The organism is Chryseobacterium pyrolae, from assembly GCF_025153485.1.
GTDB lineage: Bacteria > Bacteroidota > Bacteroidia > Flavobacteriales > Weeksellaceae > Chryseobacterium > Chryseobacterium antibioticum.
In genome coordinates, this window is sequence record NZ_JANZQH010000007.1 from 256,045 (window position 1) to 282,976 (window position 26,932).

General features: G+C 38.2%; 22 protein-coding genes. 3 read left to right on the forward strand and 19 right to left on the reverse strand.

The window, feature by feature from the left end:
• Position 1: 1 nt before the first annotated feature.
• The 4 genes from NZD88_RS15790 to kbl are packed head-to-tail and all read right to left on the reverse strand — an operon-like array spanning position 2 to position 3,105.
• Positions 2 to 730 carry an ABC transporter permease gene (locus NZD88_RS15790; RefSeq protein WP_259830398.1) on the reverse strand — a complete coding sequence of 243 codons (729 nt, stop codon included), beginning with the start codon at positions 728 to 730 and terminating at the stop codon, positions 2 to 4.
• 59 nt (positions 731 to 789) lie between these two features.
• On the reverse strand, positions 790 to 1,341 hold the full coding sequence (locus NZD88_RS15795; protein WP_169236760.1) for a CopD family protein: 552 nt from the start codon (positions 1,339 to 1,341) through the stop codon (positions 790 to 792).
• Positions 1,342 to 1,356: 15 nt separating this feature from the next.
• Complete coding sequence (locus NZD88_RS15800) at positions 1,357 to 1,878, reverse strand: hypothetical protein (protein WP_259830399.1); 522 nt, start codon at positions 1,876 to 1,878, stop codon at positions 1,357 to 1,359.
• A gap of 30 nt (positions 1,879 to 1,908) precedes the next feature.
• Entirely contained in the window at positions 1,909 to 3,105 is a 1,197-nt protein-coding gene (gene kbl, locus NZD88_RS15805) for a glycine C-acetyltransferase (RefSeq protein ID WP_259830401.1), read from the reverse strand.
• 160 nt (positions 3,106 to 3,265) lie between these two features.
• Between kbl and NZD88_RS15810 the strand changes: the two genes are divergently transcribed.
• Positions 3,266 to 4,144, forward strand: a complete 879-nt coding sequence (locus NZD88_RS15810) for a cupin-like domain-containing protein (protein WP_259830402.1) — start codon at positions 3,266 to 3,268, stop codon at positions 4,142 to 4,144.
• A 27-nt stretch (positions 4,145 to 4,171) separates the two neighbouring features.
• Here NZD88_RS15810 and NZD88_RS15815 read toward each other — a convergent pair whose 3' ends face one another.
• From NZD88_RS15815 to NZD88_RS15840, 6 genes are all read right to left on the reverse strand, one after another.
• On the reverse strand, positions 4,172 to 4,315 hold the full coding sequence (locus NZD88_RS15815) for a hypothetical protein (protein ID WP_259830403.1): 144 nt from the start codon (positions 4,313 to 4,315) through the stop codon (positions 4,172 to 4,174).
• A gap of 260 nt (positions 4,316 to 4,575) precedes the next feature.
• Complete coding sequence (locus NZD88_RS15820) at positions 4,576 to 6,507, reverse strand: M1 family metallopeptidase (protein ID WP_259830404.1); 1,932 nt, start codon at positions 6,505 to 6,507, stop codon at positions 4,576 to 4,578.
• Positions 6,508 to 6,762: 255 nt separating this feature from the next.
• The gene (locus tag NZD88_RS15825; RefSeq protein ID WP_259830405.1) at positions 6,763 to 8,688 is read right to left on the reverse strand and encodes a M1 family metallopeptidase; all 1,926 of its coding nucleotides are present in this window, start codon (positions 8,686 to 8,688) and stop codon (positions 6,763 to 6,765) included.
• Positions 8,689 to 8,773: 85 nt separating this feature from the next.
• Positions 8,774 to 10,243 carry a D-alanyl-D-alanine carboxypeptidase/D-alanyl-D-alanine endopeptidase gene (gene dacB, locus NZD88_RS15830; RefSeq protein WP_259830407.1) on the reverse strand — a complete coding sequence of 490 codons (1,470 nt, stop codon included), beginning with the start codon at positions 10,241 to 10,243 and terminating at the stop codon, positions 8,774 to 8,776.
• Positions 10,244 to 10,404: 161 nt separating this feature from the next.
• Positions 10,405 to 12,852, reverse strand: a complete 2,448-nt coding sequence (gene priA, locus NZD88_RS15835; protein ID WP_259830408.1) for a replication restart helicase PriA — start codon at positions 12,850 to 12,852, stop codon at positions 10,405 to 10,407.
• A gap of 492 nt (positions 12,853 to 13,344) precedes the next feature.
• The gene (locus NZD88_RS15840; RefSeq protein ID WP_169235958.1) at positions 13,345 to 14,253 is read right to left on the reverse strand and encodes an AEC family transporter; all 909 of its coding nucleotides are present in this window, start codon (positions 14,251 to 14,253) and stop codon (positions 13,345 to 13,347) included.
• A 255-nt stretch (positions 14,254 to 14,508) separates the two neighbouring features.
• Between NZD88_RS15840 and NZD88_RS15845 the strand changes: the two genes are divergently transcribed.
• A complete protein-coding gene (locus NZD88_RS15845; protein ID WP_259830409.1) occupies positions 14,509 to 15,384 on the forward strand; it encodes a C1 family peptidase in 876 nt (291 codons plus the stop codon).
• A 216-nt stretch (positions 15,385 to 15,600) separates the two neighbouring features.
• On the opposite strand, the gene NZD88_RS15850 is transcribed toward NZD88_RS15845, so the two are convergent.
• The 8 genes from NZD88_RS15850 to NZD88_RS15885 form a co-directional block, all read right to left on the reverse strand.
• The gene (locus tag NZD88_RS15850) at positions 15,601 to 18,087 is read right to left on the reverse strand and encodes a beta-mannosidase (RefSeq protein WP_259830411.1); all 2,487 of its coding nucleotides are present in this window, start codon (positions 18,085 to 18,087) and stop codon (positions 15,601 to 15,603) included.
• Positions 18,080 to 18,466, reverse strand: coding sequence for a GxxExxY protein (locus NZD88_RS15855; RefSeq protein WP_259830413.1), 387 nt, complete (start codon positions 18,464 to 18,466; stop codon positions 18,080 to 18,082). Before NZD88_RS15855 ends, NZD88_RS15850 begins: the two co-directional genes overlap by 8 nt.
• Positions 18,467 to 18,874: 408 nt before the next feature.
• A complete protein-coding gene (locus NZD88_RS15860) occupies positions 18,875 to 19,537 on the reverse strand; it encodes a copper homeostasis protein CutC (protein ID WP_259830415.1) in 663 nt (220 codons plus the stop codon).
• Positions 19,538 to 19,570: 33 nt separating this feature from the next.
• Positions 19,571 to 20,563, reverse strand: a complete 993-nt coding sequence (locus NZD88_RS15865; protein WP_259830417.1) for an isoaspartyl peptidase/L-asparaginase family protein — start codon at positions 20,561 to 20,563, stop codon at positions 19,571 to 19,573.
• Between the two features lie 100 nt (positions 20,564 to 20,663).
• Positions 20,664 to 21,152, reverse strand: a complete 489-nt coding sequence (locus tag NZD88_RS15870; RefSeq protein ID WP_259830418.1) for a YeeE/YedE family protein — start codon at positions 21,150 to 21,152, stop codon at positions 20,664 to 20,666.
• Positions 21,153 to 21,177: 25 nt separating this feature from the next.
• Positions 21,178 to 21,741: a YeeE/YedE family protein gene (locus tag NZD88_RS15875; protein ID WP_259830419.1), complete on the reverse strand. Its 564-nt coding sequence runs from the start codon at positions 21,739 to 21,741 to the stop codon at positions 21,178 to 21,180.
• A 314-nt stretch (positions 21,742 to 22,055) separates the two neighbouring features.
• A complete protein-coding gene (locus NZD88_RS15880) occupies positions 22,056 to 22,679 on the reverse strand; it encodes a Crp/Fnr family transcriptional regulator (protein WP_259830420.1) in 624 nt (207 codons plus the stop codon).
• Between the two features lie 21 nt (positions 22,680 to 22,700).
• Complete coding sequence (locus NZD88_RS15885) at positions 22,701 to 24,911, reverse strand: glycoside hydrolase family 20 protein (protein WP_259830421.1); 2,211 nt, start codon at positions 24,909 to 24,911, stop codon at positions 22,701 to 22,703.
• A gap of 159 nt (positions 24,912 to 25,070) precedes the next feature.
• Here NZD88_RS15885 and NZD88_RS15890 point away from each other — a divergent pair, with 159 nt between their 5' ends.
• Complete coding sequence (locus NZD88_RS15890) at positions 25,071 to 25,886, forward strand: DUF4197 domain-containing protein (protein WP_259830422.1); 816 nt, start codon at positions 25,071 to 25,073, stop codon at positions 25,884 to 25,886.
• Between the two features lie 178 nt (positions 25,887 to 26,064).
• Here the strand turns inward: NZD88_RS15890 and NZD88_RS15895 are convergent, their stop codons facing one another.
• The gene (locus tag NZD88_RS15895; RefSeq protein ID WP_169235966.1) at positions 26,065 to 26,718 is read right to left on the reverse strand and encodes a CoA transferase subunit B; all 654 of its coding nucleotides are present in this window, start codon (positions 26,716 to 26,718) and stop codon (positions 26,065 to 26,067) included.
• Between the last annotated feature and the right edge of the window lie 214 nt (positions 26,719 to 26,932).

The following is a 26,932-nucleotide window of genomic DNA, read 5'->3' on the forward strand; positions in this document are numbered from 1 at the left end:
GCTACTTCTTTTTAGTGATAAAATGGTTGGACAATAATAACGTAGCACCGATGATCAGAATAAAATAAGCCACATCCTTAAGATCAATAAGACCTCTGGTAAAGCCCAGGAAATGCTGATAAAATCCTACATTCTGAAGGATAAAATCGGCACCGCCCAACAGCTTATAGCTTGCCAGCTGCTCTATTCCGAAGTACATGATAAAACACATGAAGACCCCTAACAGATAAGCCATAATCTGGTTCTGAGAAAGAGAAGAAGCCAGTATCCCAACGCCTGAGAAAGCAGCAATTAAAACAATCAGCCCAATATAGCTCCCAAAGGTCATTCCAAGGTCAATATTTCCTGCCGGAACGCCCAGAACATATACGGTATAAAGATAAATTAGTGACGGAATAAGGCATAAAACCCCTACAATCCATACGGAAAGAAATTTCCCTGCTACCAGATCTGAAACTTTTAAAGGTTGTGAAAACAGCCAGTTCAGTGTTCCTGTCTGCTGCTCTTCCGCAAAGGTTTTCATAGAAAGTGCAGGAATATTAAACATCAACAACCATGGAACCAGTACGAAATAGCTCTGCAAAGAGGCCATTCCGATATCGAAAATATTAGAATCATTCTCGAAAAAAAACAGGAAAAGAGCGGTTATCAAACTGAATGCGCCGATAATCACCCACGCGCTCCAGTTTCCAAAGTAACTCCAAAGTTCCTTCTTTAAAATTGCAATCATAGTTTTTTTGTACAATGTAAAAGGTAAAATGTACTCATGCATACATTCTGCTTCAACAATTATTTGTTTTTTTTATTTTTATTAACGAGTTTCACCGTCATCATGATCAGAAATACAAGAACGAAAAATCCGGTGATTAATTGCCACCAGTATTCAATAACTGAAGATTTCAGGATCACGGTGAACACTACCAGAAACAGAAGGAATGTAGCAATCTCATTGGCCTGTCTCAGTTTGATATTTGGCGTTTCGATCGTTGCTCCGTTCAGTTCTTTCAGTTTCAGCACTTTTTTCCAGCACCAGTAATGATAGATCGCAAGACCGATCAGGAAAGTCAGTTTTAAATGAAACCACGGCATTTTCATCAGCCCCGTATTCAGAAAGATCATCACAATTCCGCAAACTGCCATAATAACACCTGCCGGAACGGTAATGATATTCCATAGCCTTCTGGCCATGAACGTGTACTGTTCTCTGAGGATTTTCTTTTTTTCGTCAGCAAATTCGTCTGTATCCTTATAGTAAACGAAAATTCTTACGAGATAGAAAATTCCCGCAAAATAGCTTACCATAAAAATGATATGCAGTGCTTTGATTATTGTATAAAGCATCAGTAAATATAAAAATTATTGATCGGTAGCGTCAACAGGCGGCATTTCCTGTAGTTTTACTCTTTTGGCACCCAGATTAACGTAATATTTTTCAAGCTTATTCAAATGGTCTTCACGGGTCTCCTTTCCTTTCACCTGTAAACCGTAATCGCTCCAGATGTTAATGCAAAACAGACCTTTCACTAAAATTCTTCCGTTGGACTGTTCAAAATTTTTAGCAAGAAAGACATCCAGATCGGTTTTTGTTTTAAACTCATACACCATCACTCCACCATCGTTTCCTTTCGGATTATTATACGTGAACGTGTAGAAGTTTTTGATGGTAGCCGCTGTTTCAGGGCCTTCTATTTTTGAAATGATATCGGGATTATCCGTCACAAAAGGGATCTTTGTAATCCCGATATCTTTCATTTCTTTATTTATTGTCGCAGGTTTCATTCCCTGCAGTTCTACATTTTTAAGATCGAAATCCATAATGCTCTGCGCAGAGAAACTTTGAAAACATACAAAGCCGATAATCAGAAGTATTTTTTTCATAAACCTGTTTTAAATAATATACTATTTTAATTAAGAAATAACGCCAAGCTCTTTTCCTACTTTTTCAAAAGCAACGATCGCTTTGTCAAGGTGGGCTCTTGTGTGGGCAGCAGAAAGTTGTACTCTGATTCTTGCTTTTCCTTTCGGTACTACAGGATAGAAGAACCCGATCACGTAAATTCCTTCATCCATAAGCTTTTCAGCCATTTTCTGAGCAAGGGGAGCGTCATACAGCATCACCGGAACAATCGCAGCATCACCCTCCGGAATGTCAAATCCTTTAGCAACCATCTCCGTTCTGAAATACTCAGCGTTTTCCATGACCTGATCACGAAGTGAAGTATCATCAGAGATCATATCTAAAACCTTTAATGCAGCTCCAACGATACCTGGTGCTAATGAATTGGAGAATAAATAAGGACGGGAACGCTGTCTCAGCATATCGATGATCTCCTTTTTACCGGAAGTAAATCCTCCCAAAGCACCTCCTAAAGCCTTACCTAATGTAGAAGTGATGATATCTACTCTACCCATTACTTCATTGGCTTCATGCGTTCCACGGCCAGTTTTTCCGATGAAACCAGTAGCATGAGAATCATCTACCATTACTAAGGCATTGTATTTATCTGCAAGGTCACATACACCCTTCAGGTCAGCTACAATACCGTCCATAGAGAAAACTCCGTCTGTAACGATGATTTTAAAGCGGTGATCTTTTTCAGAGGCAGCGATTAGCTGAGCTTCCAGATCCGCCATATTATTGTTTTTATAACGGTATCTCACCGATTTACAAAGACGTACTCCGTCAATGATTGAAGCGTGATTCAGTTCGTCTGAAATAATAGCATCTTCTTCCGTAAACAGGGGTTCAAAAACACCTCCGTTCGCATCAAAACAAGCTGCATATAAAATGGTGTCTTCAAGACCTAAGAAATCGGCAATCTTTTTCTCCAGTTGCTTGTGGATATCCTGTGTTCCGCAGATGAAACGCACAGATGACATTCCGTAACCGTGAGATTCTATCATGTCCTGAGAAGCTTTCATAACCTCCGGATTGTTGGACAAGCCCAGATAATTATTGGCACAAAAATTTAAAAGCTTTTTTCCGTTAGCTTCTATTTCTGCGCTTTGCTGGGAAGTGATGATTCTTTCTCTTTTATAAAGACCGTCATTTTCAATGTTTTGCAGTTCGTTCTGTAAATGTTGAAGATATTTTTCAGAGATCATTTTTTAGTAATTTTTTAGATGCGCTAATTTAATAAAAAGGTGTTAAAATATCAGCTTTTAAAAGTTTTATTCTAAAAATAGGGTTCAAATTAAGTTTTAACACTATTAGTCTACTAATTTAGTAGGATAATATTTATCTTTGTTCTTTAAATTCAGGAATATGATACTGACTCCTATAGAAAAAGTAAATAAAATAAGCCCGAAAGATTTTATAAACAATTATATGAAGCCCCGATTTCCTGTAATTATGGAAGATTTTGTGGATCCTGAAAGTCCGGCTTTCAAAAAATGGAATTATGAGTACTTTAAGGAAATAGCTGGTGATCACAAAGTGAATATCTACGGAAGCGAACTGGAATCTCTGGACAGAGTGGCAAGTAGCCCCATCGGACAGACTACTTTTTCAGAATATTTGGATCTGATCAGTACCACGCCTACCGAACACAGACTTTTTTTATTTAATCTCCTCAACATCAGACCGGAACTTAAGGATGATCTCCATTATAATGATGTCACGAATGGGAAAATACTGAAATGGCTGCCTTTTATGTTTTTCGGAGGTGAAGGTTCTATCACGAGAAATCATATCGACATCGATATGTCGCACGTTTTCATCACCCAATTTCACGGTATTAAAAGAATCTGGCTTTTTCCCTGGGAGCAGTCGGATCTGATGTATAAGCTGCCCTACAATTTCCACAGCTTACCCAATATCAAAGATCCCGACTACAGAGAATTTCCCGCCCTGCTTTATCTGGATGGTTACGAAGCGGTCTTAAAGCCGGGTGAAACCCTCTACATTCCTTCCGGCTGGTGGCATTACATACAATATGAAACCGAAGGTTATTCTGTTTCTGTAAGAGCACTTCCCTCCAGTCTTCTCGAAAAATGGCGTGGCTTCAAAAATATGGTATTCACAAGGAATTTTGACAATATAATGCGTAGACTCTTTAAAGAAAAATGGTTTAGATACAAAGTAAAAACTGCCAGAAAAAGAGCATCACGGGCTACCAGAAAACAAAAAAGCTTTCTGATCTGAAAGTTTCTTCATGATCATATTTAACCTTTAAATTTTTAACAATGGAATTACTGTCTGCAATAACATCTGCTGAGCGTGCTCACTATTTTTACTATCCGCTTTTTTAGCATCTTTTCGGCTGGTGAAACTTTCCAGATCATTATCAGATAAACTCTCACCTGCTTTTGCCATTTTGTGGTATTAATTTTTCGTGACTGCTATTTCTAAAAATGAAAAAACGGACCATGAGTCCGTTTTTGTTATTTAATTTAAATTTGTCAAGATGAGAAGATGGAAATTACTCTGTATCCTTGGCAAGGTTTAAAACCTTGCCAAGGATAGTTTGAGACTTTTCTCAGGACTAGTTTATTGAAAAATTAATAAAACGTTATCCAGTTCTGATTTTGGCTTCAATAACTTCCCTCTTCCAGCTTCAAACTTCCTGACTATTTTTAATGTTTGACAAATTTTATATTTTTTTCCTGAACAGTCAATATATAAGTTCCGGGAACAAGCTCTGAAATCCCGATTGATTTTCCAGGTTGATACACTTCTTTTCTGATCAGTTTTCCATCTATAGAGTGAATGGAATAGTCAGCTGACTGTTCTAACCCCTTCAGAAACAATTCGTTCTTAGCCGGATTTGGATACAATGCAAAGTCTTCCTTCTCTGCAGAAGACACACTTAATGTATTATCCTGAACGACTGTAGAGTTTTTATCCAGAATCTGATTTTCATAATTAAACTGAACACTCGCAACAGGGAAAGGAACTGTTTCCAGGAATCCCTGATTATTAGTAGTATGATTTAAAACAAAATAAGCAGTTTGCCCTCCGGTTCCGTTTACTTTGATCGGTAACGGCATTTCAAAGAAACTTACAGAAGCATTACTCTGCGTCTGTCCTGCTTTGAACAAAATTTGATTTCCGGTCTGTCTCCATTTAATGGAATACGTAGGATACCCCTGCCCATATAGCCAGTCATTAAAAAACTCTGTAAAATCTTTTCCGGTAGACTGAAGAAATGAAGCTTTAAAATCTGCTGTACTGGCATAACCGTACGCTAAATTTGGCCTGGCATGATAGTCTTTCACCGCCTGGTAGAAAACATCATCTCCCAATATCCACTTGATCATTCTTACGATATATCCACCTTTCGCATAGGAAAGTCTGCTGCTGAAAATACGGTTGGAGTTGGACAGTTCAGCATCTGAAACATAGGTACTTCCTCCGGTACTGCTTGTAATTAAGTTTTTCTGACCTACCAGAAAGTTCATAAATTCAGTATTCGTCATGAGAAGTTTCTCATTGGCCACATGCTCTCCGAAAGTTGCAAAACCTTCATTCAGCCAGATATCATTCCACGTAGCACAGGTTATTTTATCACCAAACCACTGATGAGCAAGCTCGTGAGCAATAATATCCCTGCTCCAGCTACCCATAGAAGACATAGTCTGATGCTCCATGCCACCACCCCACTGAAACTCCATATGACCATATTTTTCGTTACGGAAAGGATAGGGCCCGAAATAGGTTTCAAATGTGGTCATGATTTGTTTCGTCCATTCAATATTAGCCATTCTTGTTGCATTGGCATTGGTGGAAGGGAATACATAATTCACAAATGGAAAGGGCGGATTGCCAATGGTACTGGTTAGTTTCGTGAAATTGGTAATAGAAAGTGCAATCAGATAGGCTGCTGTAGGATAAGCCGTTCTCCAGAAAGTAAGCTTCTTTGAACCGGGAAGTATCGTTTCAGACATTAGTTTACCATTTGCTGCTACATTGTACTGTGAAGGAGTGGTAATTTTAAAATCAAATCTTTCAATTTTATCGTTAAGGCTCTGCTTGGTAGGAAACCAGTCCTGTGCACCATAAGGCTCGCTTAGTGTAGAAAGAACCGCCGTTCCACCTTGAGTACCATTAAAAAAAGCACCATAACCTGTAGAGGGAGCTCCTGAATAATTGATGGTCAGGGAATCCAGTGTATTGGCAGGAATAGAAGCCGGAAAATCGATTTTCAACTCATCTGTTGGAAGCTGCTGAAAACTTAAGTTTGTTCCGTGATAATTTACCTGAGAGACTGTAAGAGCATCTGTAAGATCAAAATAGATGCTGCTCATATTCTGAGTGGGCTTAAAATGAGAAGTGACAGAACCAGAAATATTATAGACCGCAGGATCCAGGACAATATCCATTCTCTGATACTGCAGATCATAATTTAAAGTATTGGCGCTCACATTGTAAGTAGCCATTTTGTCGGAGAAGGATTTCATCTCCTTTGCTACCAATCCTTTCTTTTCAATATTGTGATCAAGTTCATTCTGGCTGTAGAATACCTGCGGAAGCAAGAGGCTCAGAATCAAAAGATAAAGTGTTTTCATATCCAATAAAATTATGCGCATAAATATAGATAAAACCTTTCAATCAGTGATCAAAAGGTTAATTTTATGCAAAAATAGATATTCATATAAAAAAACAATGCGAATTTATAATTATAACAACATTTATTTCATTATATTTTCAGTAATACATGATTTTATAAATAATAAACACAAACACATATTTATTTTATTTAACAATCAACCTCATTAAAAACGATATATTATTAAATATAAACAGATATTACTATCATTTTTTTAATATTTAATGAATTTTATCTGCTGTTCCTGAATAGTAAAAATATAAGTCCCCGGAACCAGTTCTGAAATTCCGATTGTTTTCCCAGGCTGATATGCTTCTTTTTTCACCAGTTTACCGTCCATAGCATGAATTGAATAATCCGCAGACTTTTCAATTCCCTTCAGGTACAGTTCATTCTTTGCCGGATTTGGGTATAATGCAAAACTGTCTTTTTCTACAGACGACACGCTTAAGGTGTTATCCTGAACAACGGTAGAATTTTTCTCCAGGATTTGATATTCATAATTGAATTCAACACTGGCAACCGGGAAAGAAACCGTTTCTAAGAAACCTTGATTATTAGAGGTATGATTTAAAACAAAATAAGCAGTTTGCCCTCCTGTTCCGTTTACTTTGATGGGTAATGGCATTTCAAAAAAGCTTACAGAAGGACTGCTCTGGGTCTGTGAAACTTTAAACAGAATCTGGTTTCCGGTCTGTCTCCATCTTGTAGCATACGTAGGATAACCTTCACCATAAAGCCAGTCATTGAAGAATCCTGTAAAATCTTTTCCGGTAGACTGAAGCAATGATGCATTAAAATCTGCAGTTCTCACATAACTATAGGCTAAATTAGGTCTGCCATGGTAGTCCTTCAACACCTGATAGAAAACGGCATCACCAAGAATCCACTTGATCATCCTTAAAATATAAGCCCCTTTTGCATAGGTCAGTCTGTTGCTGAATATCCTGCTTACATTGGAAAGTTCAGCATCCGGAACATAGGTAGAACCATCCGGAGCAGAAGTGATATTGTTGATCTCTCCCAGCATAAAATTCTTGAATTCAGCGCTGGTCATGAGTAATTTTTCATTGGCCAGAATAGCCCCGAAAGTTGCAAAACCTTCATTCAGCCAGATATCGTTCCATGCCCCGCAGGTCACTTTATCTCCGAACCATTGATGGGCCAGCTCATGGGCAATAAGACCTTTGCTCCAGCTTCCCATGGACGACATGGTCTGATGTTCCATACCTCCTCCAAATTTAAATTCCATATGGCCATACTTTTCATTACGGAAAGGATACGGTCCGAAATAGGTCTCGAAAGTACTCATAATCTGTTTGGTCCACTCAATATTGCTCATACTTGTTGCATTGGCATTGGTGGAAGGATATACATAGTTTACAAAGGGAAATGGCGGATTGCCTATGGTATCATTCAGTTTAACAAAGTTGGTAATGGAAAGGGCGATCAGATAGGCTGTTGTAGGATAAGCCGTTCTCCAGAAAGTAAGTTTCTGACTGCCGGGAAGAGTTGTTTCAGACATCATTTTTCCATTGGCAGCCACATTATACTGGGAAGGAGTGATGATTTTAAAATCAAACCTTTCAATTTTATCATTCATGCTCTGCTTCGTCGGAAACCAGTCCTGTGCCCAATAAGGCTCATTTAAAGTACAGAGAATAGGAGTTCCGCTTTGGGTAGTGGTTGTAAAACCATTCCCTGTTACAGGAGCACCTGAGTAATGGATCGTTAATGAATCCAGAGTATTGGCGGGAATTGAAGCTGGAAAATCTATTTTAACTTCTTTTGTTGGAAGCTGCTGAAATGTCAGATTCGTTCCATGGTACTGCACCTGGGAAACAACAAGAACATCAGACAGATCAAAATAGATGCTGCTCATATTCTGATTAGGCTTAAAATGAGAAGTCACTGAACCTGAAACCTGATACACCGCAGGATCCAGATTTAGATTCATTCTCTGATACTGGAGATCATAATTTAAAGTATTGGGATTAATATTGTAGGTAATCATTTTCTTCGTAAAAGCTTTCATTTCTTTTGCGATGAGACCCTTCATTTCAATATTTTGCTCCTGTGTCTGGCTGCGGAACTGCTGGGAAAGGAAAAGTCCCAGAACTAAAAGGTAAAATTTTCTCATACTCAGGATATTAGATATAGCCAAAGATAAAAAAAACCTTCTAATCATTGATTAAAAGGTTTTTGAAGATTGAAATTAATATTTTTTAAAGATCCAGAGCCGGCTCAAGAATTTTTTCCATTCTTTTCTTTACCATATCTACAGATCCTGAATAATTGTTGACCATTAAAGAAAACACCAATGTTTTTCCTGAGTTGGTTTTCAGATATCCTGCCAGAGTTTTTACTTTATTCAAAGTTCCTGTTTTAGCAAAAACCTGTCCGTTCCCGGTTCCGATGAACATTCTTTTCAGGGTTCCGGATTGTCCTCCTACTGGCAGTGAAGTGAAATATGTTTTGTAATATTTCTCATCCATTAATGAGGTCAAAAACTTTACCTGGGAAATTGGGGTTACATTATTGCTTCTTGAAAGTCCGCTGCCATCCATATAATTCAGTCCTATCATATCGAAACTTTCATTCTTCAGGTGGTCCGTTACCACTACTCTTCCTGATTCTGAAGTCTGATCTCCCATTTTCTGGAAACCTACCGTTTTCAGTAAAGCTTCTGCCAAAGAATTATCACTGTGCTGGTTGGTGTAGAATATGATATCACCCAATGTAGGAGATTTATACGCTGAAACCAGTTTTCGGCTCTCAGGAGTTGCATCCGTCATTCTAGGGGTTACTTTTCCTGTTACTCCAATTCCGCTTTTTACCAGTGTTGTTCTGAACGTATTGGCAAGATAAGCCGGAGCATCGGGAAGTTTTGTTGTTAAAACACCATCGCCTTCATACTTTTCGGCATAAACCATTTGTTTTGCGTAAGGAGAAACATAGAAATACTTTTTATCAGAAGTAAGTCCTGATTTTTTCACGATCAGCTTTTCGTTGGCTGGGCTGATCTCGCGGGTAGTTCCTACGGGCAGATAATAATTATTGTTTTCAAGCCATACAACATTTTCCGGAAGCATTGCAATATTGCCTTTGAAAAGCGCTGTCTGAATGATAATATCACCATTTACCTTTCTGATACCTTCGCGGGAAAGTCCGCTCATGAAGTCTGAAATAATGTCTCTGTAAGACCATGCACCTGCTTTATTGGTTCCTAAAGAAGGGTCACCACTGCCTATGAGATACAGATTTCCATTTAAAACTCCATTTTCATCAATAGTCCCTGAATATTCCAGCTGTGTCATCCAACGGTAATTCTCCCCTAAAAGGCTTAAAGCAGTTTCCGTTGTTAATAATTTGGTAGTAGAAGCTGGAACTAAAGGAGTATTTTCGTTGTACGAAGAGATCACCTTCTTCGTTTTCGGATCATACACTACGAATCCCCAGGTTGCATTTTTCAGCACAGGATCCGCCATCATTGTGTTCACATTAATGTCTACAAGCTCTTTGGCCGACAACATTGTTTTCTCCGCTACCGAAGTAATGGGAGAAGGCAAGTTCAAAGTATTTCTTTGATTATCGTAAGCCTGAGAGTAAAGAACTGTAGAAACGGTAGATTGAGCAAGGAAAAACCCAGAAGCCAATACCGCTACGCTTGAAATATATTTTCTGTAATTTACCATCTATCTTTTTTTGGTTTCTATAGTTTGACGCTATAAAAAATGATAAGTTAAATCATCCAATTAAAGAGCCAAACACTTAATCAACGACCAAAAGTAGAAATTATTGTCAGATAAAGGGTTAAAGAGGTCTTATAAAAGACCGTAAAGTTTGTTAAAAATTGTTAAAAATCCACAATAACATCTTTTTTAATACTTTGATAAGCAGTAATTTCATCAAATTCATTCAAACTTAACAAAACCATTTTTTTGAATTCATCATACTTTTTGCCGCGTGGAAGTTTAAGCATAATCTGAAACTGATACAAATTATTAAGCCGTGCAATCTGAGCTCTTTCTGGTCCTAAAACACATTCTTCGGGAAGGTATTTCCTTAAAATAGATCCTAAAAACTGGGAAGCCCGGTTCACTTTGTCTTCTTTCCTGTGCTTAAGCTCAATCATAATGAGTTTTGTGAACGGCGGATAGTGGAATTTCTGACGCTCGGTAAGAATATATTTATAAACTTTCGCAGGATTATTCATCTTGATCAACTGAAAAACAGAATGATCCGGATTATAGGTCTGAATTAAAATTTTTCCTTTCCCGGAAACCCGTCCTGCTCTTCCTGAAACCTGTGTGATCAGCTGATAAGCTCTTTCTTCAGCTCTGAAATCCTGCACGTAAAGCAGAGAATCAGCTTTCGGAATCGTCACCAATTCGATATGATCAAAATCAAGACCTTTAGAAATCATCTGTGTTCCCACGATGATATCGGTTTCGCCATCTTCTATTTTTTCGTACAGCTTTTCGTACGCGAATTTCTTACGCATAGAATCTACATCCATTCTGTCAACTTCATGGTCCGGAAACATTTTGGAAACTTCTTCATGAATCTGCTCTACCCCAACTCCCCTTTCATTCAGGTTTTCTGACTGACATTTCGGGCAGCTTCTCGGTTTTGAAGCTCTCTGTCCGCAATAGTGGCATTTCATTTCATTGGCCGCCTTATGATACGTCATCACCACATCGCAATTCGAGCAGTAATTCACATAGCCGCAACTTTCACATTCTATAACATTGGCATAGCCACGACGGTTATGAAGCACGATGGCCTGATTTTTTTCATCAAGCGTTTTTTTGATCTCATCAATCAGCTGTAAAGAGAAATTCCCGGACACCTTTTTGGAATCCTGAGCCTCTTTAAAGTTGATGAGTTCGTATTCGGGTAAATTCACATTTCCGAATCTTTCATTCAGGAAAATATACTTTATTTTATCTTTTCTGGCGTTATAATAGCTTTCTACAGAAGGTGTGGCTGATCCCAGAATAACTCCGGCACCGTACAAATTTCCCAGGACCAACGCAGCATCTTTTGCATTGAAATTGGGTGAAGCCTCTCTGGGTCTGTAAGCAGAATCATGTTCTTCATCAACTACAATCAATCCCAGATTCTGATAAGGCAGAAATAAGGCATTCCGAGTTCCGATAAGAATTTTAATATCATTCTGCTTGATTCTCCGCCACACTTCCACACGTTCAAAATCCGTCAGTTTCTGGTGATAGAAACCAAGCTGTCTGCCATATTTCTTTTCTAATCTTTGGGTAATCTGTTTAGTCAGAGAAATTTCAGGAAGCAGGAACAAAACATTTTTCCCTTCTTCAATACATTCTTCAATTTTCTCTAAATAAATATGGGTCTTCCCAGAGGAAGTCACCCCGTGAAGCAGTACATTTTTCCCTTCTTCAAAGGCTTCATCAATCTCAACTCTAGCTTCCTTCTGCTGTTCGGAAAGTTCTTCAAGCGCTTCAATTTCGCCTTCGTAGCTTTCGATCCTGTCTTTCTGCATATAATATTCTTCAACAAGACTTTTATCTGCAAGGGCTTTAAAATGGGAACTTCCGAAATATCCGTCTTCAAACAGTTCTGCTTTTTTGATTGGAATATCGGGATGCTCCGTCTGCTTTTCCAAAATTGCCAGGAAAAGGTCTTTCTGCTTCGGAGCTTTGTTCAGTTTTAAAAGAATATCTGTCAGGTTCCGGTTTCCCAAAACCTCATCATTGATCTTTACGTAAGCTACTTCTTTGGCTTTATATTTTTCAGCAATTTTTTCATCAATTTCAATATACTGCAAATCGATGAGTGAATTGATTGTTTTGATGATATCTTTTTTAGGAACGAATGCTTCAATATCGGTCAGGTTAATCAGCTGGCGTACTTCCAAAGCCTGAATAAGGTACATTTCATTGACATCCAGGTTTTCAAAATCAACCGTAATCCCCGGTTTTAGTTTTAAATAGGTTTCGCTTTCCAGTTTTAAAGAGGAAGGAAATGCGAAGCGGTAAATCTCGCCCAATTTGCTCAGATAGTAGTCTGAAAGCCAGTTCCAGAAATTGATCTGTTCTTCAGGCAATATCGGTTTGTCATCCAAAATGCTGATGACTTCCTTAGCCACAAAATTTTCAGGGGCATTGTCGTGAAGTTCAAAAACAATCCCAGTATAGATTTTCTTCCCGCCAAACGGCACCAACACTCGCATTCCCGTCTGAATATCAGACATTAGTTCTTCAGGAACTTTATAGGTGAAAGATCCTTTTAAATTAAGTGGTAAAACGATTTGGGCGTATTGCAAGGGAAATTTTTAAAGTGTAAAATTAGATTTTTCTTTAGAGAACTGCAATTTTTTATTGAGATTGTCTTTCGTCATTACAAGGGGGCACTCGGTAGCAATCTTAAAATAAAGTGATGGGTTATTTACTCAGACCAATTTATCCATCAATACAATGATTTTTCTCTGATGAAATTTAAATTTTGGCTAAAGCCGTTTGCTTTATTATTATAATTTAAACGGGCTAAAGCCCTTTCCTATTGAATAAGGTTTACTAACAATCCGCGGGAGGTTATTTCAAATGTAATACGATGTAGTTTTTTAACGCAAAGTCTGATATTTGGAGCTTTTGATTTTAAGGAAGGCAAAGAGTCCGGCTGCGCCGATGATGAGATGTATAGATAAAACGTTCACCTAGTCAAATCAATGCTCATTGATTTTTCTCTTTGTTTAAGGTTTTAAAATTAACCTTTTCTTCGCTATGAATGACAGTATTCTACCTGTAGAGGATTAATTTTAGAAAAGCCATTCGGTAATGTGATACCAACCCGCAGAAGTGAGGAATCCCACAATAATACTGAAACCGATGATGAGATTGGTAAGCTTGGTATTGAGTCTGAACTGTTCTGCAATAATACTTGAGGTGACCACGGTAGGCATTGCGGCTTCAAACACGGTAATTTTTGCTACATCTCCTTTTATATTGAGAAGCAATGCCAATCCCAAAACAATAGCCGGAGCTAAGATCAACTTATATAACATGGAAGCAGACATCTGTGGAATCAGTTTTTTCCATCCATTGAATTTCAACTGGAGCCCTACCGAAAATAATGCCAATGGACTTACCGTGGCGGCCAGTTTATCAAAAAACGGTTCTGCCGGCGTAAAATCAATAAACTGCGATAATACCAATGCTGCGATACATCCTACTAAGGGTGGAAAGGTAATCAGTCTTTTCAGAATAAATAAAGCGCTTATTTTGCCGGATCTGCTTCCACCTTTCACTGCTGCAATGATTCCTAATGTGGAAAGGGCAAAAAACATGGTCTGATCACAAATAATGGCAATGCTTAAAAGACTTTCGCCATAAAATGCACTGATCAGCGGAAAACCTATAAATGAAGTATTGCTATATCCACTCGTTAGTTCCAATGTGCTTCTGGAACGCCTTGAGTAGCCTTTGCTTTTGCTGTAAAACATCATAAAGAAGAAACAGAAAACAGAGATGAGAAAGGTAGCTGCAATCGGGAACAGCATTTCTGTTGTCCATTTGACTTTGGGCAGGTATTTAAAAGACACTGCGGGCAGCGCAAGATAAAGAATCCAGGTGTTGATGCCTTTATGAGCATCGGGATGGATAGATTTTGTTGCTTTGAATACCATTCCTGCGATAATACACACTGCAATCAGAACAAAATTTACCATACTATTTTAAAATATAATACGAAGTTACGGTTGATTTTTTATTTACAAACTGAAAAAGCTAATTTTTATTTAAAATAATTTTAAAGAGAATATACTCAATATAATTCAATGAATATCGCGTTTTAATAATACTTAATTCCACTTTAATCACCAAATAAACTAAAACCCTTATATTAAATTTTGATATTTTTTACTAAATAAATCACAAAATATTGAATAAATTATTATATTTACAAACCACAAAAAATATTTAATATGAAAAGTAAATTAATGTCTTTAGCACTAAGTGTGCTATTTCTCTCCTCTTGTAATTCCAATGAGGACATCACAACTTCAAATCCCGAGCAAACTCCTCAGAAGCAATATGCTTTGGGAGCAAGACTTGTGGATGAACAGACTTTTAACTCTTATCAAAAAGCAGATGTAGATGCATTGACGCTGAAATTTAAGGGTAAAAGTTCTGAGGCTGCTAAAACTACGCTTCCAAGCAGCTACTCTATTCCGAGCTCAACCGTTGGTAATCAGGGATCGGAAGGTTCATGTGTTGCCTGGGCTACGGCGTATGCAGCAGCAAGTTCACTTGAACGCAACTTTAAGGGGGTTACGCAAAGCAGAAGTCCTGAGTATGTCTACAACCAGATCAAAGTAGGTACTTGCGCTCAGGGAGCTTATGTTACTGCAGGACTTAATCTGATTAAAAATCAAGGGGTCTGCAGCTGGAATGAAATGCCCTACACCGATGCAGGATGTTCTACCCAGCCTAATGCTACACAGAAAAATGCGGCAAGCACGCATAAATTTACCAGTTGGGGAACAGTCAATAAAACGGATATTGCAGGGGTGAAAAATCTACTGAGTATGAATCTTCCAGTGATCATTGCAGTAAGTGTAGATGACAGTTTTTACAATATGGGAAGCACAGGATGGATCTGGAAAGCCCATTCCGGTCAGAACTATGGAGGACATGCGATCTGCGTTGTCGGATATGATGACAGCAAACAGGCATTTAAGGTTCAGAACTCATGGGGATCTTCCTGGGGAAGTAGCGGACATTTCTGGATAGATTATACATTCTTTGCAAAAACTTCTAACGGAGCGATTAATGAGAGTTATGTAGCGTATGTTCAATAATCAAATAACACCACATCATTTTATATAAAGAGAAGCCTTCCGTAGTAGTGGAAGGCTTTTCTTTTTTAGATGTATCAGGTTTATTTTTTAAGCTTGCGAAGATTGAACTCTGTATAATTGGATGACACAAAGACGTGTATTTTTTAATCTTATATGTTCTTAAGGTGCAAGGATTTTATTGGAGATAAAATTTTATACTTTTGAATTTTACTTCTATTACTTATCTTGCATGGTATCCCAAAGGCTCATGACTTCTATGTTTTCCGAAGGTTTTGAAAGTTTGATTTTTTTTGACGTATTCGGAAGGAGGTCAAAGAAATTATCACTACAGTGAGCATCTCCTATCAGATAAACATCTTTTGCTAACACATCTGTGGAAATCTCAATCTCGTCTGTTGCAGTTCTTTTAATCTTAATATTCGGTTTTGTCAATTGCAAATCTTTAGGCCTGGAAAAGAAATGATGATTGACAGCAATGATTTTTCCATTCTCATCTCTTAGCCTAAGCTGTAAAAAGACTTTATTTTTATCGGATTCAGTCATTAAATTTTTCATTTCAACCGGATCAAATTTCAGAATACTTTTCAACATTTTCTCTTTTGAAGTTGCTTTGGTTTCTTTTAAAATCTTTCCGTCAAAACTTAGTATTTTAATTTCTACATTAACACCATTAAAATGCTTCAATCCATCATTAATCGCATAGAAATTTAGCATTCCCTCTTTTTCTTCAGTCAAAACAACCTGTTGTTCAAAGCTTCTTTTCATTTGATACTGAAGCGCCTTCCAGTTTCCCGCATAATCTATGGAAGACCAAGAAACTACCGGCCAACAGTCATTCAGTTGCCAGTATAGGGTTCCCATGTTATAAGGTTTTGCCCGGCGATGAGCCTCAACAGCGATTCTCATTCCCCGCGCCTGCAGCAATTGGGAAATGTAATTGTATTTCACGAAATCTGCAGGAAGATGATAATCTCTTTTAATATACTCATTGATGATCTCCCAACCCCGTCCATGCTTTTCGTGAGCTTTGACCGTAGGATTCTGAAGGTTCAGATCCGGGGTTCCGGAAAACATCGATTTCACAGCTTCCAGGCTAGGCATTCCCTGAAAACCATATTCGGACATGAATCGGCCTACTTTTTCATTATAGATTTCAAAAGGCTGCTCTCCCCACCAGACTCCCCAATAATGGGAATCTCCTTCTGTGAGACTTTCTTTATGCCCCCAACCGATAGATGGCGAACTCGGCCAGTAGATATTTTTATCCGGAGTCAGGTTTTCCTGTAATGCATTTGGAATCACTTCATGAAACAGCTTTTTATAATCTTTCCAAACCTGAAGGGAATCATCTTTTGAATATTTGAACTGCTTCTGATAACCCCAGTTAACGATGGCTTCATCAACCTCATTATTTCCACACCACAAAGCAATGGAGGGATGATTCTGAAGTCTGTTGACCTGATCTTTTACTTCTTCTTTTACATTGTTTAAAAAAGCATCGTCAGCCGGATAAAAACTTCCCGCAAACATAAAATCCTGCCAGACTAAAATACCATTTTCGTCGCAGGCTTTGTAGAATTCATCATCCTCATAGATACCACCACCCCAGACACGAATCATATTCATATTGGCGTCTTTGGCGTCCTTGATCAGTTTCCTGTATTTTTCTTTGGATGTTCTGGGTGAAAAACTGTCGGCAGGAATCCAGTTTGTTCCTTTTGCATACAAGGGTTTTCCATTAACCTTAAAATAGAAAGATTTTCCAGCTGCATCTTTTTCCTGAACAAGTTCGATCGTTCTAAGACCAACTTTTATATTCTTTTGATCTAAAGCCTTATTATTTTTAAAAAGTTCAATTTTAAAATCATGAAGATTCGCCGCTCCCCATCCGTTGGGTTGCCAAAGTTTGAATCCACTCATATCATAAGGAACACGAATTGTATTCATTCCTTTTTTAAGAGAAATGGTCTTGTTCAATTCATTAATCTTCAAACTATAATTACCAGCCTCCTGCGCATTAATCTCTACTTCAAAATTGAAATCCAAAACTTCAGGGGAAAAGTTCTGATGGTATTTAACATTCTCAATTTTCGCGAAATTCCAAAATTCCAACTGTATATCTTTCCATACTCCAGCAGTCACGAGCCTTGGTCCCCAATCCCAGCCAAACTGATATTGAGCTTTTCTCACAAAACTCCTGGGTGATTCCGGCATAGCAAACGGAACTTTCTTGGCCAGTTCTTTTCCTTTTTCAACTGCAGATTTGAATGTAATTTTCAGTTCGTTATCTCCTTCTTTCAGAAAGTTTTTTACAGGAATCTCCCATTTCCGGAACATATTGTCTGTTTTCTTCAGCAGCTTTCCATTCAGATAAATTTCTGAGAAAGTATCAAGACCATTAAAAATCAGATCTACATGATTATTCCCAAGCTCTTTTGATGATACTTTAAAACTGGTTTTATATTCCCAATTCTCATTTTCTACCCATTGTACTTTTTTTTCATTTTCATCTTTGAAAGGGTCCGGAATGATTTTATGATCCATCAGATCAAGATGAACGGTACCCGGAATTTTTGCAGACAGCCAGTTTTGTTCTTTCGTGTTTTTGAACTGCCATTTCTCCGAAGACAAACTTCGTCCTGTTATCTGTGCAGCCATAATTGTTTGGATAAAAAGGAAAGCTAGAAGGATAGATTTATTCATTAATAAGTTTGTTTACAATTCTGTGAATCCCGTATTTGATAAGCTCACTATTGAAATTGATAAGAAGTCCTAATTTAATATTGGTGAGTTTCAGATAGGTCAATACCTGGGAGTAGAAAACAGGATTCAGTTCGAGAACAGATTTTATTTCAACGATAACTTTATCTTCTATGATCAAGTCAATTTTATAGGCATTTTCTACAGTAATTTCTTTATACTTTAAAGGTAAAGAAATCTGTTGTTTTACATCCATTCCCAGTTGTTTCAATTCATACGCCAAAGCTATTTCATAGGCGTTTTCCAATAATCCGACTCCAAGATTCCTGTGAACCTCTATGGCGGCTCCTATTATTTTATAGGATAGTTCGTTTTCCGTCATTCATTTGTGTTTTATAATTAGATTACTTATTATTTTTTAACGCAAAGTTTTATTTTGAAGAATGTTCAGTTTTAAGTCTGCAAAGCCAGAATCAATTAGCATTGATTCGATTAAGCGAACGTTCTATTCATTCAGCTTCATCAGCGACGCAGTCGAATTCTTTGCTCTCCTCAAACTGAACATTTTCCAAATAAACCTTTGCGTTGAAAAACACTCTACATATTTTAGCACAAAGGTTTATTTTCAATACTGCATATTGTAAGTCTGCAGAGAAAGAATCAATTAGCATTGATCCGATTAAGCGAACGTTTGATCCACAAAGCTTCATCAGCGACGTAGTCGAATTCTTTGCCTTCCTTAAAACTGAACATTCTTCAAAATAAACCTTTGCGTTAAAAAGTACACGTTCTATTTGTTTTTCAAAGCAGCCACCTCATCTGCACTGGCAAAAGCTCCTCCATCCGTGATTGCTGAAGAATGAAAATAACCTGCATTTGTACATTCTCTGAGTTCTTCAATATTTGTTGACCGGAGACCGCCTCCAACCAGAATTTCGATCCTTCCATTGGAAAGTTCAACCAGCTTTTTCAAATTTTCTTTGCCTTCTGAAACATTGGATTTCTGACCTGAAGTAAGGATGGTCTTAAAACCACAATCAATTACTTTTTCCAGAGAGCTTTCAAGATCGGTCGCTCTGTCAAAAGCGCGGTGAAAGGTACATGGAAAAGGATCAGCCAATTTAACCAGAGCTTTGTTTTGTTCTACATTCACTTCATCATTTTCGTCTAAGATCCCAAAAACAAAACCATCAACATTTAAAGATTTTAAAGAGGTCAAATCTGTTTTCATTTGCTCAAACTCTGCCTCTGAATATGTAAAATCTCCTCCTCGCGGCCTGATCATTACAAAGATTGGAATATCTATTTTTGTTCTGAGACTTTTTACTGTTTCAAAATCCGGAGTTGTTCCCCCTTCGCTTAATTCATCACACAGTTCTATTCTGTCAGCTCTGTTTTCAAAAGCTATGATTGCTGATTCGGGATTGAAACACGCTATTTCTATTTTTGACATTTATTTTTGATTGAAATTGTAAGAAAATTAGGTTTATTTCAGGGCAAATTCCGGTTTTTCAAGACGGTTTCCTTTCTGATCATATACTGCAAAATTAAATCCGTCTTGAATACAATAAGAACCGTACTCGCCTTTTTTATTCAAAGCAATAAAACCAACCTGAATATCTTTAAGATTTTTATTTCTTCTTTTAGTAATATTGACAATTCTTTCAACCGCTTCCTTGCATGCCTGTTGAGGGTTTCTGCCCTGTCTCATCAATTCAACCACAAGATGTGTTCCTACTGTGCGGATGACCTCCTCACCTTGACCCGTCGCTGTGGCCGCTCCTACTTCATTGTCAACAAATAAACCGGCACCAATGATTGGGGAATCTCCTACTCTTCCATGCATTTTAAAAGCCATTCCGCTAGTGGTACAGGCTCCGGAAAGGTTTCCCTGGGCATCAAGAGCAATCATTCCTATGGTATCATGATTTTCAATATTAGCAACAGGCTTGTACTCGCTGGTTTTCAGCCATTCTTTCCACTCTTTTTCTGATTCCGGAGTGAGAAGATTTTCTTTTTTAAATCCCTGCGATAATGCAAACTGAAGCGCTCCATCTCCCACCAACATCACGTGTGGTGTTTTTTCCATCACGGCTCTTGCCACAGAAATAGGATTTTTAACATGCTCTAAACATGCAACAGAACCAATATTATAGTTTTCATCCATAATACAGGCGTCAAGGGTCACCCTTCCATCTCTGTCCGGACGTCCGCCATACCCGACACTTCTTTCAGTGGGATCCAATTCTACAAGACGAACTCCTTTTTCCACGGCATCAAGCGCTTTTCCTCCTTTCCCCAGAATGGTCCAGGCTTCTTCGTTGGCTTTCAGACCAAAATTCCAGGTGGAAAGAACGATAGGTTTCCCTATTATATTATGATGATCTGGCCGTTCCTTAGCCATCAGATCCAGTGGATTTACGGCAAGTGCCAGAGAAGCGGCAGCCGTTTTTTTAATGAAGTTTCGTCTACTTTGCATGTGGGATGTATTTGACTCCCAAATTAGCAATTTTCCGGCTATCAGAAAAGAAAAAAGACCATGGTAACGAGCCCGTGGTCTTTTTCTTATTTTCTGATGATCAATGAGGCAACTTATCTCTGAAATAACCATATACCCAGGTTCCGGCAATAGCACTGAGAAGGGTGACACTTACGGCCAATGCCCCGGTTCCGATCTGTGCAAAAAGAGGTCCAGGGCATGCTCCTGTAATAGCCCAGCCAAAACCAAAGATCAATCCGCCATAAATCTGGCCTTTATTAAATTTTTTGGATGGTATATTGATAGGTTCCCCGTATATGGTTTTTACATTGAATTTTTTGATCAGCCAAACTGAGATCATTCCTACCACAATGGCACTCCCAATGATTCCATACATATGAAAAGACTGCAGGCGGAACATCTCCTGGATCCTGAACCAGCTGATCACCTCAGCTTTCACGAAAATGATTCCGAAAATAATTCCTGTCAAAAGATATTTCAAATTGTAGTACCAGGGATGGTGAAGGCTGCTTCCATTAGAACAAGCTGTATCCTGATGGCGGATATCGGATTCTGTATTTTCTATCATGATTGATCTTTATTTAAAGGTTGGGTTAAAGAGAAAGGATGATCGGCAGAATAAGGTTAGCCATTATAAAGCCTCCGGCCATAAAACATACTGTAGCGACTAATGATGGCCATTGCAGGTTGGAAAGCCCCATAATTGCATGACCACTTGTACATCCTCCGGCGTATCTTGTTCCGAAGCCCACTAAAAATCCTCCGACAATCATCATGATAAATCCTCGAAGGGTCAAAAGGCTTTCAAAATTCATCAGTTGTACAGGGACCAGGTTGGTATAATCTGTAATACCATAGCCTGCCAATTCTGTTTTTAGCTTAGGACTAACGGTAATTTCAGATGTGTTGAGCAGGAAGTGGGAAGCGATCATTCCGCCAAAGAAGATTCCAAGAACAAAAAAAAGGTTCCAGGCTTCTTTCTTCCAGTCGTATTTGAAAAAGTTGATTCCGGCCGGAATGCATGCCGCACAAATATGTCTTAATGAAGAACTTATTCCGAAAGATTTATTCCCCAGAATCAATAAGGCAGGAACGGTAAGTCCTATCAAAGGGCCAGCCACATACCAAGGCCAAGGTTGTTTTATAAGGTCTAACATTTTTTATCTTAATTTAATTCTTAGTAAAAATGGGAATAGCTGAGGAGAACTACAGCTACTTTTGTTACACAAGGAGCTTTTGGGGAAACTTTTTTAAAGGTAAAAAATTAGCGTAAAGAAATACATTTAAGTCTTTTGAAAATCAAAGGTTTTTCGATGTTAAACAGAATACCAATCATAGATTTTGTAAATTTTATGATTTAATTTCAATATTATTTTCTTCTTTAACCACCCCGTCAAAAATTCTTTGAATTTTCGCCACCCCTCCACAGGAGGGGAATGAATACCGGCGGAATGAGAATGATGATGTTATCTTACAAAAGAGCAATCTTGTTTCTGCCAAGTTTCAGTTTCCCGGCTTCTTCCAATTGTTTAAGCAGTCTTGATACAACCACTCTCACCGTTCCCAGTTCGTTGGCTAGCTGTTCATGGGTGATGACAATAGTTCTAGAATTGGTGAGTTCAGATTTTTTATTCAGAAGGTCCAAAAGTCTTTCGTCTACTTTTTTAAAGGCAATGGCATTAATAATCTCCAACAATTCTTCAAAGCGTTTGTGATAAAGTTTAAAAATATAATCCAGCCATTCCGGATGTTCTCTGATGAATAATGAAGCTTTGTATACAGGCAGGAAAAGGATTTCGGTATCTTCTTCCACTTCGGCTTTGACGATGCTTTTTTCGTTGTGCATTCCACCAAGAAAGGACATGATGCAGCTTTCTCCGGCTTTGATGTAATACAGCAGAATTTCCCGCCCGTCTTCGTCTGTTCTGATCACTCTGATCATTCCCTTCATAATGATTGGAATGGAGCGGATGGAGTCATTTTCGCCCAAAATAATATCTCCTTCTCTATAGGTTTTAGCAACCCCGTTTTGATAGAGCTTTTCAACAAGTTCAGGTGACGTGGCAAATTCTGAAGCGAGGATGTCGTTCTGCATGATATACCTTCGGATTTAGGACTAATTTACGCCAATTTCATCCACAAAAAGCCAGGCTTTTGAGTCAGCTCCGGGATTTCCGGCAGGAATGATGCCTGCATTTTCTATTTTAAGCTTAATATATCTTGAGTTCTGGTTTCCTATGTTCAATTTTATTTTCCCTTTTGAGCTCTGGATCTCTTCTTTTCCGATTTCTTTGATCATTTTAAAATTCTTACCGTCGTCTGAAACAAAAATCTGTGCAGATTTCGCCAGATGAATCCAGCTTCCTTTGTTTTCTAAGGTATTAAAATAAACTTCTGAAAAGCCTGTCTTCTGCCCAAGATCAATGGTTGCTACAACATCTTTTCCCTGAAAGCCAAGCCATGTTTTGCCAAGCTGCCTTGTATTTCCAATAATTCCGTCCACTAAAGTAAAAGCTCCGCCAAAAGAATAGTTTTCACTTGGCTGTTGGTCTAATGTGATTTTTTTTCCTGTCGTTTTCGAAACTGTAAATTCCTGTGAAGAAACAGCACTTTTAAGCTTTCCGTTTTCAAAATAGACAGATTTAACCGTCATAGATTTAATAATATTGACAGGCCCCTGATAAGTTTTTGAGTTCAGAGAGGGTTCTGTTCCGTCTGTTGTATACCGGATTCCTTTCGGATCCTGTGATACCGTAAGTTCATAAGCAATGGCGCTGCTGGCAGGAATAACCTTTCCGGAGATATTGTAAATACTCCTGGCATAATTGACTCCCATTTTATCCAAAACCTTGAACTTACCAATTACTCTGCTTTCAAATTCTTTATAATTTTTAGGGTCTGATGTTCCCCATCCCACTTCGGAAAGCGCCATTAGTCTTGGGAAAATCATGTATTGCACTTGCTTAAAATCTGTGATATATTCTGTCCACAAATTGGCCTGAACACCCAGTATATATTTTGCCTGTTCTGCGTTGAGTTCTGCCGGAACAGGATTATAGGAATAGACTTTCTCTAAAGGGGTAAAACCTCCGAAAGCATTCGGTTCTGACTGCGGATCTCCCTGATAGTGATCAAAATAACAATAGGCACCGGGTGTCATCACTGCGAAATGCCCTGATTTTGCCGCTTCAATCCCCCCGTTTACGCCTGTCCAGCTCATAACGGCAGCATTGGGTGCGAGACCTCCTTCCAGAATTTCATCCCAACCGATGATCTTTCTGCCTTTGCTATTGACATATTTTTCAATTCTGTGGATGAAATAGCTTTGCAAGCCATGCTCGTCTTTCAGATTATTTTTCTTAATCAGTTCCTGGCAATGGGCACATTCTTTCCATCTTGTTTTCGGGCATTCATCACCACCAATGTGAATGTACTGGGAAGGAAATAATGTCATAACCTCATCCAAAACGTTTTCCAGGAAGGTGAATGTTTCCTCTTTCGGGCAGAAAACATCGTCAAAAACTCCCCATTTTGTGGCGGATTCAAACGGTCCTTTTGTGCAGGCCAATTCCGGATACGCTGATAAAGCAGCTAAAGCATGTCCCGGCATTTCAATTTCAGGAACAACGGTGATGTGTCTCTGCTGAGCATATTTAACAACATCTTTGATCTGCTCCTGGGTATAAAAATAGGGACCATAAGGTTTTCCGTCGAATGTATTATCTACGTAAGCTCCAGTCATTGATTCTTTACGTTTTGAACCGATCCCGATCAGTTTAGGATATTTTTTAATTTCAATTCTCCAGCCCTGATCGTCTGTAAGGTGCCAATGGAAAGTATTCAGCTTGTACATGGCAAGATAATCGATATACTGTTTAACCTCATCAACGTTGAAGAAATGGCGGCAAACATCTAAATGCATTCCGCGCCAGGCAAATTTTGGACTGTCTTTTATTTCCATAGCCGGAATAGCACCGTCTTCTTTATGTTCTTCAAATAGCTGAATCAAGGTTTGAAGGGCAAGAAAATAGCCCTGTTTGGTATCTGAACTTATGAAAATTTCTTTTGGAGAAATGTCAATAGAATAACTTTCTTTCTTCCCTTCAGGATTAACCGGAATTTTTGGCTGTGGAACCTGCATATACATTACATGGACTTTCTCGGTACTGCTGATGGATTGAAATTTAACCTGAGAACCCAAACGTTTTTTGAAATACTCTGTCTCTTCTTTCGGAAGTTTATCGTTCAGTATCAGGGTTTCAGGAATGATAAATTTACCTTCCTGCAGGGTTAAACTTTGAGGATAAGGAATTAAATTAGGTTTCATCTGAGCATTAAAAACTGTGGAAAAAAGAGTTGAAAATATAAAGAGAAAACGTTGCATCTGAGTATGATTAAGGTTTTAGCTAATATAATTATTTTCCAAAACTCTTTTACCTATTTAACTTATTAAATAATAAAACATCTAAATTTGTAAAAAAATACAATGAGAAAAAACATTTTACTAGCCGCAGGATTATTATTTTCAATTTCTTCGCAGGCACAGCTCTTAGATATCATTAAGTCTACTGTGAAAACTAAAACAGGTGTTGATCTTGATAACCCTTCGCAAACTAAAAATTCTACAACCCAAACAACGACTACCACAACGACAGCTCCAGCCAAAACTTCTCCTATCAACCTGGGAAATCTTACTTCAACACAGATTTCTTCGGGATTAAAAGAAGCTTTAAGCCTTGGGGTAACTGATGGGGTAAAGAAACTGGCTTTAACAGACGGATTCTTAAAAAATGAAGCGGTAAAAATTTTAATGCCTGAAAAATTAAGAAAGATCGATACCACACTTCGTTCTCTGGGAATGGGAAGTCTGGCTGATGAAGGGGTAAAGCTCTTAAACAGAGCTGCTGAAGATGCAGTGACGGAAGCTGCTCCTATTTTCACCAAAGCGATTACTTCCATGACGATTACGGATGCTAAAAATATTTTATTAAGCACAGATAATGCAGCCACCAATTATTTACAGACCAAGACGCAAAGTCAGCTGTTTACGGCCTTTCAGCCAAAAGTGAAAGCTTCATTAGGAAAAGTAGGTGCGGATACAGTATGGAAAAATCTGATCTCCAAATACAATACGTTTACGGGACAGTCTGTAACGACCGATCTTAATGAATATGTTACAACAGAAACCATCAACGGTGTCTTTAAAATGGTGGCAGACAAAGAAAGCGGCATCAGAAATACGCCAGCGATGAGAACGACTTCTATTTTACAGAAGGTTTTTGGGGCGCAGGATGCTAAATAGATGTCAGATATAAGACACTAGATATTAGACTTACCAGTGAAGGTTTAAAATTTAGTAGAGCTTAAAATACAAAAAAGGCTGTTTCAGAAATTGAGACAGCCTTTTTTATTTTATGTTTTGAAACAAAAATTATATGATATGCTTCGTGAACTTCGTTCTTAAAGTATCTTCAATTATATTAGAATTGCATTTCAGGAATTTCTCCTTCAATGATAAGATCTGCTTCTGTAGACTGTACAATATGTTCCACTGAAACGCCCGGCGCTCTTTCTACCAGTTTGAATCCTTCAGGAGTCACATCTAATACTGCCAACTCGGTCACTACTCTTTTCACGCAGTTAACGCCAGTAAGCGGAAGTGTACATTTTTTCAGGATTTTGCTTTCTCCAGCTTTGTTCACGTGCATCATGGCAACGATAATGTTTTCTGCGGAAGCTACCAGGTCCATCGCACCTCCCATTCCTTTTACCATTTTTCCCGGAATTTTCCAGTTGGCGATATCCCCGTTCTCTGAAACTTCCATAGCTCCAAGGATGGTAAGATCTACTTTCTGGCCGCGAATCATCCCAAAACTGAAGGCTGAGTCGAAAAACGAACCTCCAGGCAGAATAGTGATCGTCTGTTTTCCAGCATTGATGACATCTGCATCTTCTTCACCTTCGAAAGGAAAAGGTCCCATACCTAGAACTCCGTTTTCACTTTGGAATTCTACGGAAATACCTTCTGGAACGTAGTTGGCGACCAAAGTAGGGATTCCAATTCCCAGGTTTACATAGTAACGGTCTTTCAGTTCTTTTGAAATCCTTTTAGCAATTTGTTCTTTTGTAAGCATAATAAAAACTTAAACTGCAATTTAATTCTTTTCACTTGAATACAAAAGGGCTTTGTTATTGAAAATTATTAAGATCCCCCTGCTTTCTGTACAAAGCATTCCTTTGTCTGATAATGTCCCGAAACAAAGCATACAGGAAATATCCTTGTCAAGGTTTAAAACCTTGACATTCTATGTTAATTAGCAAATTTTATAAGTTAAAATATTTATATTT

Bases quoted from the DNA above. Each gene is read 5' to 3' on its own strand.
- NZD88_RS15800 (WP_259830399.1), bottom strand. From the start codon at position 1,878: ATGAAAAAAATACTTCTGATTATCGGCTTTGTATGTTTTCAAAGTTTC.
- NZD88_RS15850 (WP_259830411.1), bottom strand. From the start codon at position 18,087: ATGAATAAATCTATCCTTCTAGCTTTCCTTTTTATCCAAACAATTATG.
- NZD88_RS15880 (WP_259830420.1), bottom strand. From the start codon at position 22,679: ATGCAGAACGACATCCTCGCTTCAGAATTTGCCACGTCACCTGAACTT.
- NZD88_RS15840 (WP_169235958.1), bottom strand. From the start codon at position 14,253: ATGGTAAATTTTGTTCTGATTGCAGTGTGTATTATCGCAGGAATGGTA.
- NZD88_RS15865 (WP_259830417.1), bottom strand. From the start codon at position 20,563: ATGCAAAGTAGACGAAACTTCATTAAAAAAACGGCTGCCGCTTCTCTG.
- NZD88_RS15820 (WP_259830404.1), bottom strand. From the start codon at position 6,507: ATGAAAACACTTTATCTTTTGATTCTGAGCCTCTTGCTTCCGCAGGTA.
- NZD88_RS15795 (WP_169236760.1), bottom strand. From the start codon at position 1,341: ATGCTTTATACAATAATCAAAGCACTGCATATCATTTTTATGGTAAGC.
- NZD88_RS15790 (WP_259830398.1), bottom strand. From the start codon at position 730: ATGATTGCAATTTTAAAGAAGGAACTTTGGAGTTACTTTGGAAACTGG.
- NZD88_RS15855 (WP_259830413.1), bottom strand. From the start codon at position 18,466: ATGACGGAAAACGAACTATCCTATAAAATAATAGGAGCCGCCATAGAG.
- NZD88_RS15810 (WP_259830402.1), top strand. From the start codon at position 3,266: ATGATACTGACTCCTATAGAAAAAGTAAATAAAATAAGCCCGAAAGAT.
- NZD88_RS15895 (WP_169235966.1), bottom strand. From the start codon at position 26,718: ATGCTTACAAAAGAACAAATTGCTAAAAGGATTTCAAAAGAACTGAAA.
- NZD88_RS15885 (WP_259830421.1), bottom strand. From the start codon at position 24,911: ATGAAACCTAATTTAATTCCTTATCCTCAAAGTTTAACCCTGCAGGAA.
- NZD88_RS15870 (WP_259830418.1), bottom strand. From the start codon at position 21,152: ATGATAGAAAATACAGAATCCGATATCCGCCATCAGGATACAGCTTGT.
- NZD88_RS15845 (WP_259830409.1), top strand. From the start codon at position 14,509: ATGAAAAGTAAATTAATGTCTTTAGCACTAAGTGTGCTATTTCTCTCC.
- kbl (WP_259830401.1), bottom strand. From the start codon at position 3,105: ATGATCTCTGAAAAATATCTTCAACATTTACAGAACGAACTGCAAAAC.
- NZD88_RS15890 (WP_259830422.1), top strand. From the start codon at position 25,071: ATGAGAAAAAACATTTTACTAGCCGCAGGATTATTATTTTCAATTTCT.
- NZD88_RS15875 (WP_259830419.1), bottom strand. From the start codon at position 21,741: ATGTTAGACCTTATAAAACAACCTTGGCCTTGGTATGTGGCTGGCCCT.
- NZD88_RS15860 (WP_259830415.1), bottom strand. From the start codon at position 19,537: ATGTCAAAAATAGAAATAGCGTGTTTCAATCCCGAATCAGCAATCATA.
- dacB (WP_259830407.1), bottom strand. From the start codon at position 10,243: ATGGTAAATTACAGAAAATATATTTCAAGCGTAGCGGTATTGGCTTCT.
- NZD88_RS15825 (WP_259830405.1), bottom strand. From the start codon at position 8,688: ATGAGAAAATTTTACCTTTTAGTTCTGGGACTTTTCCTTTCCCAGCAG.
- NZD88_RS15815 (WP_259830403.1), bottom strand. From the start codon at position 4,315: ATGGCAAAAGCAGGTGAGAGTTTATCTGATAATGATCTGGAAAGTTTC.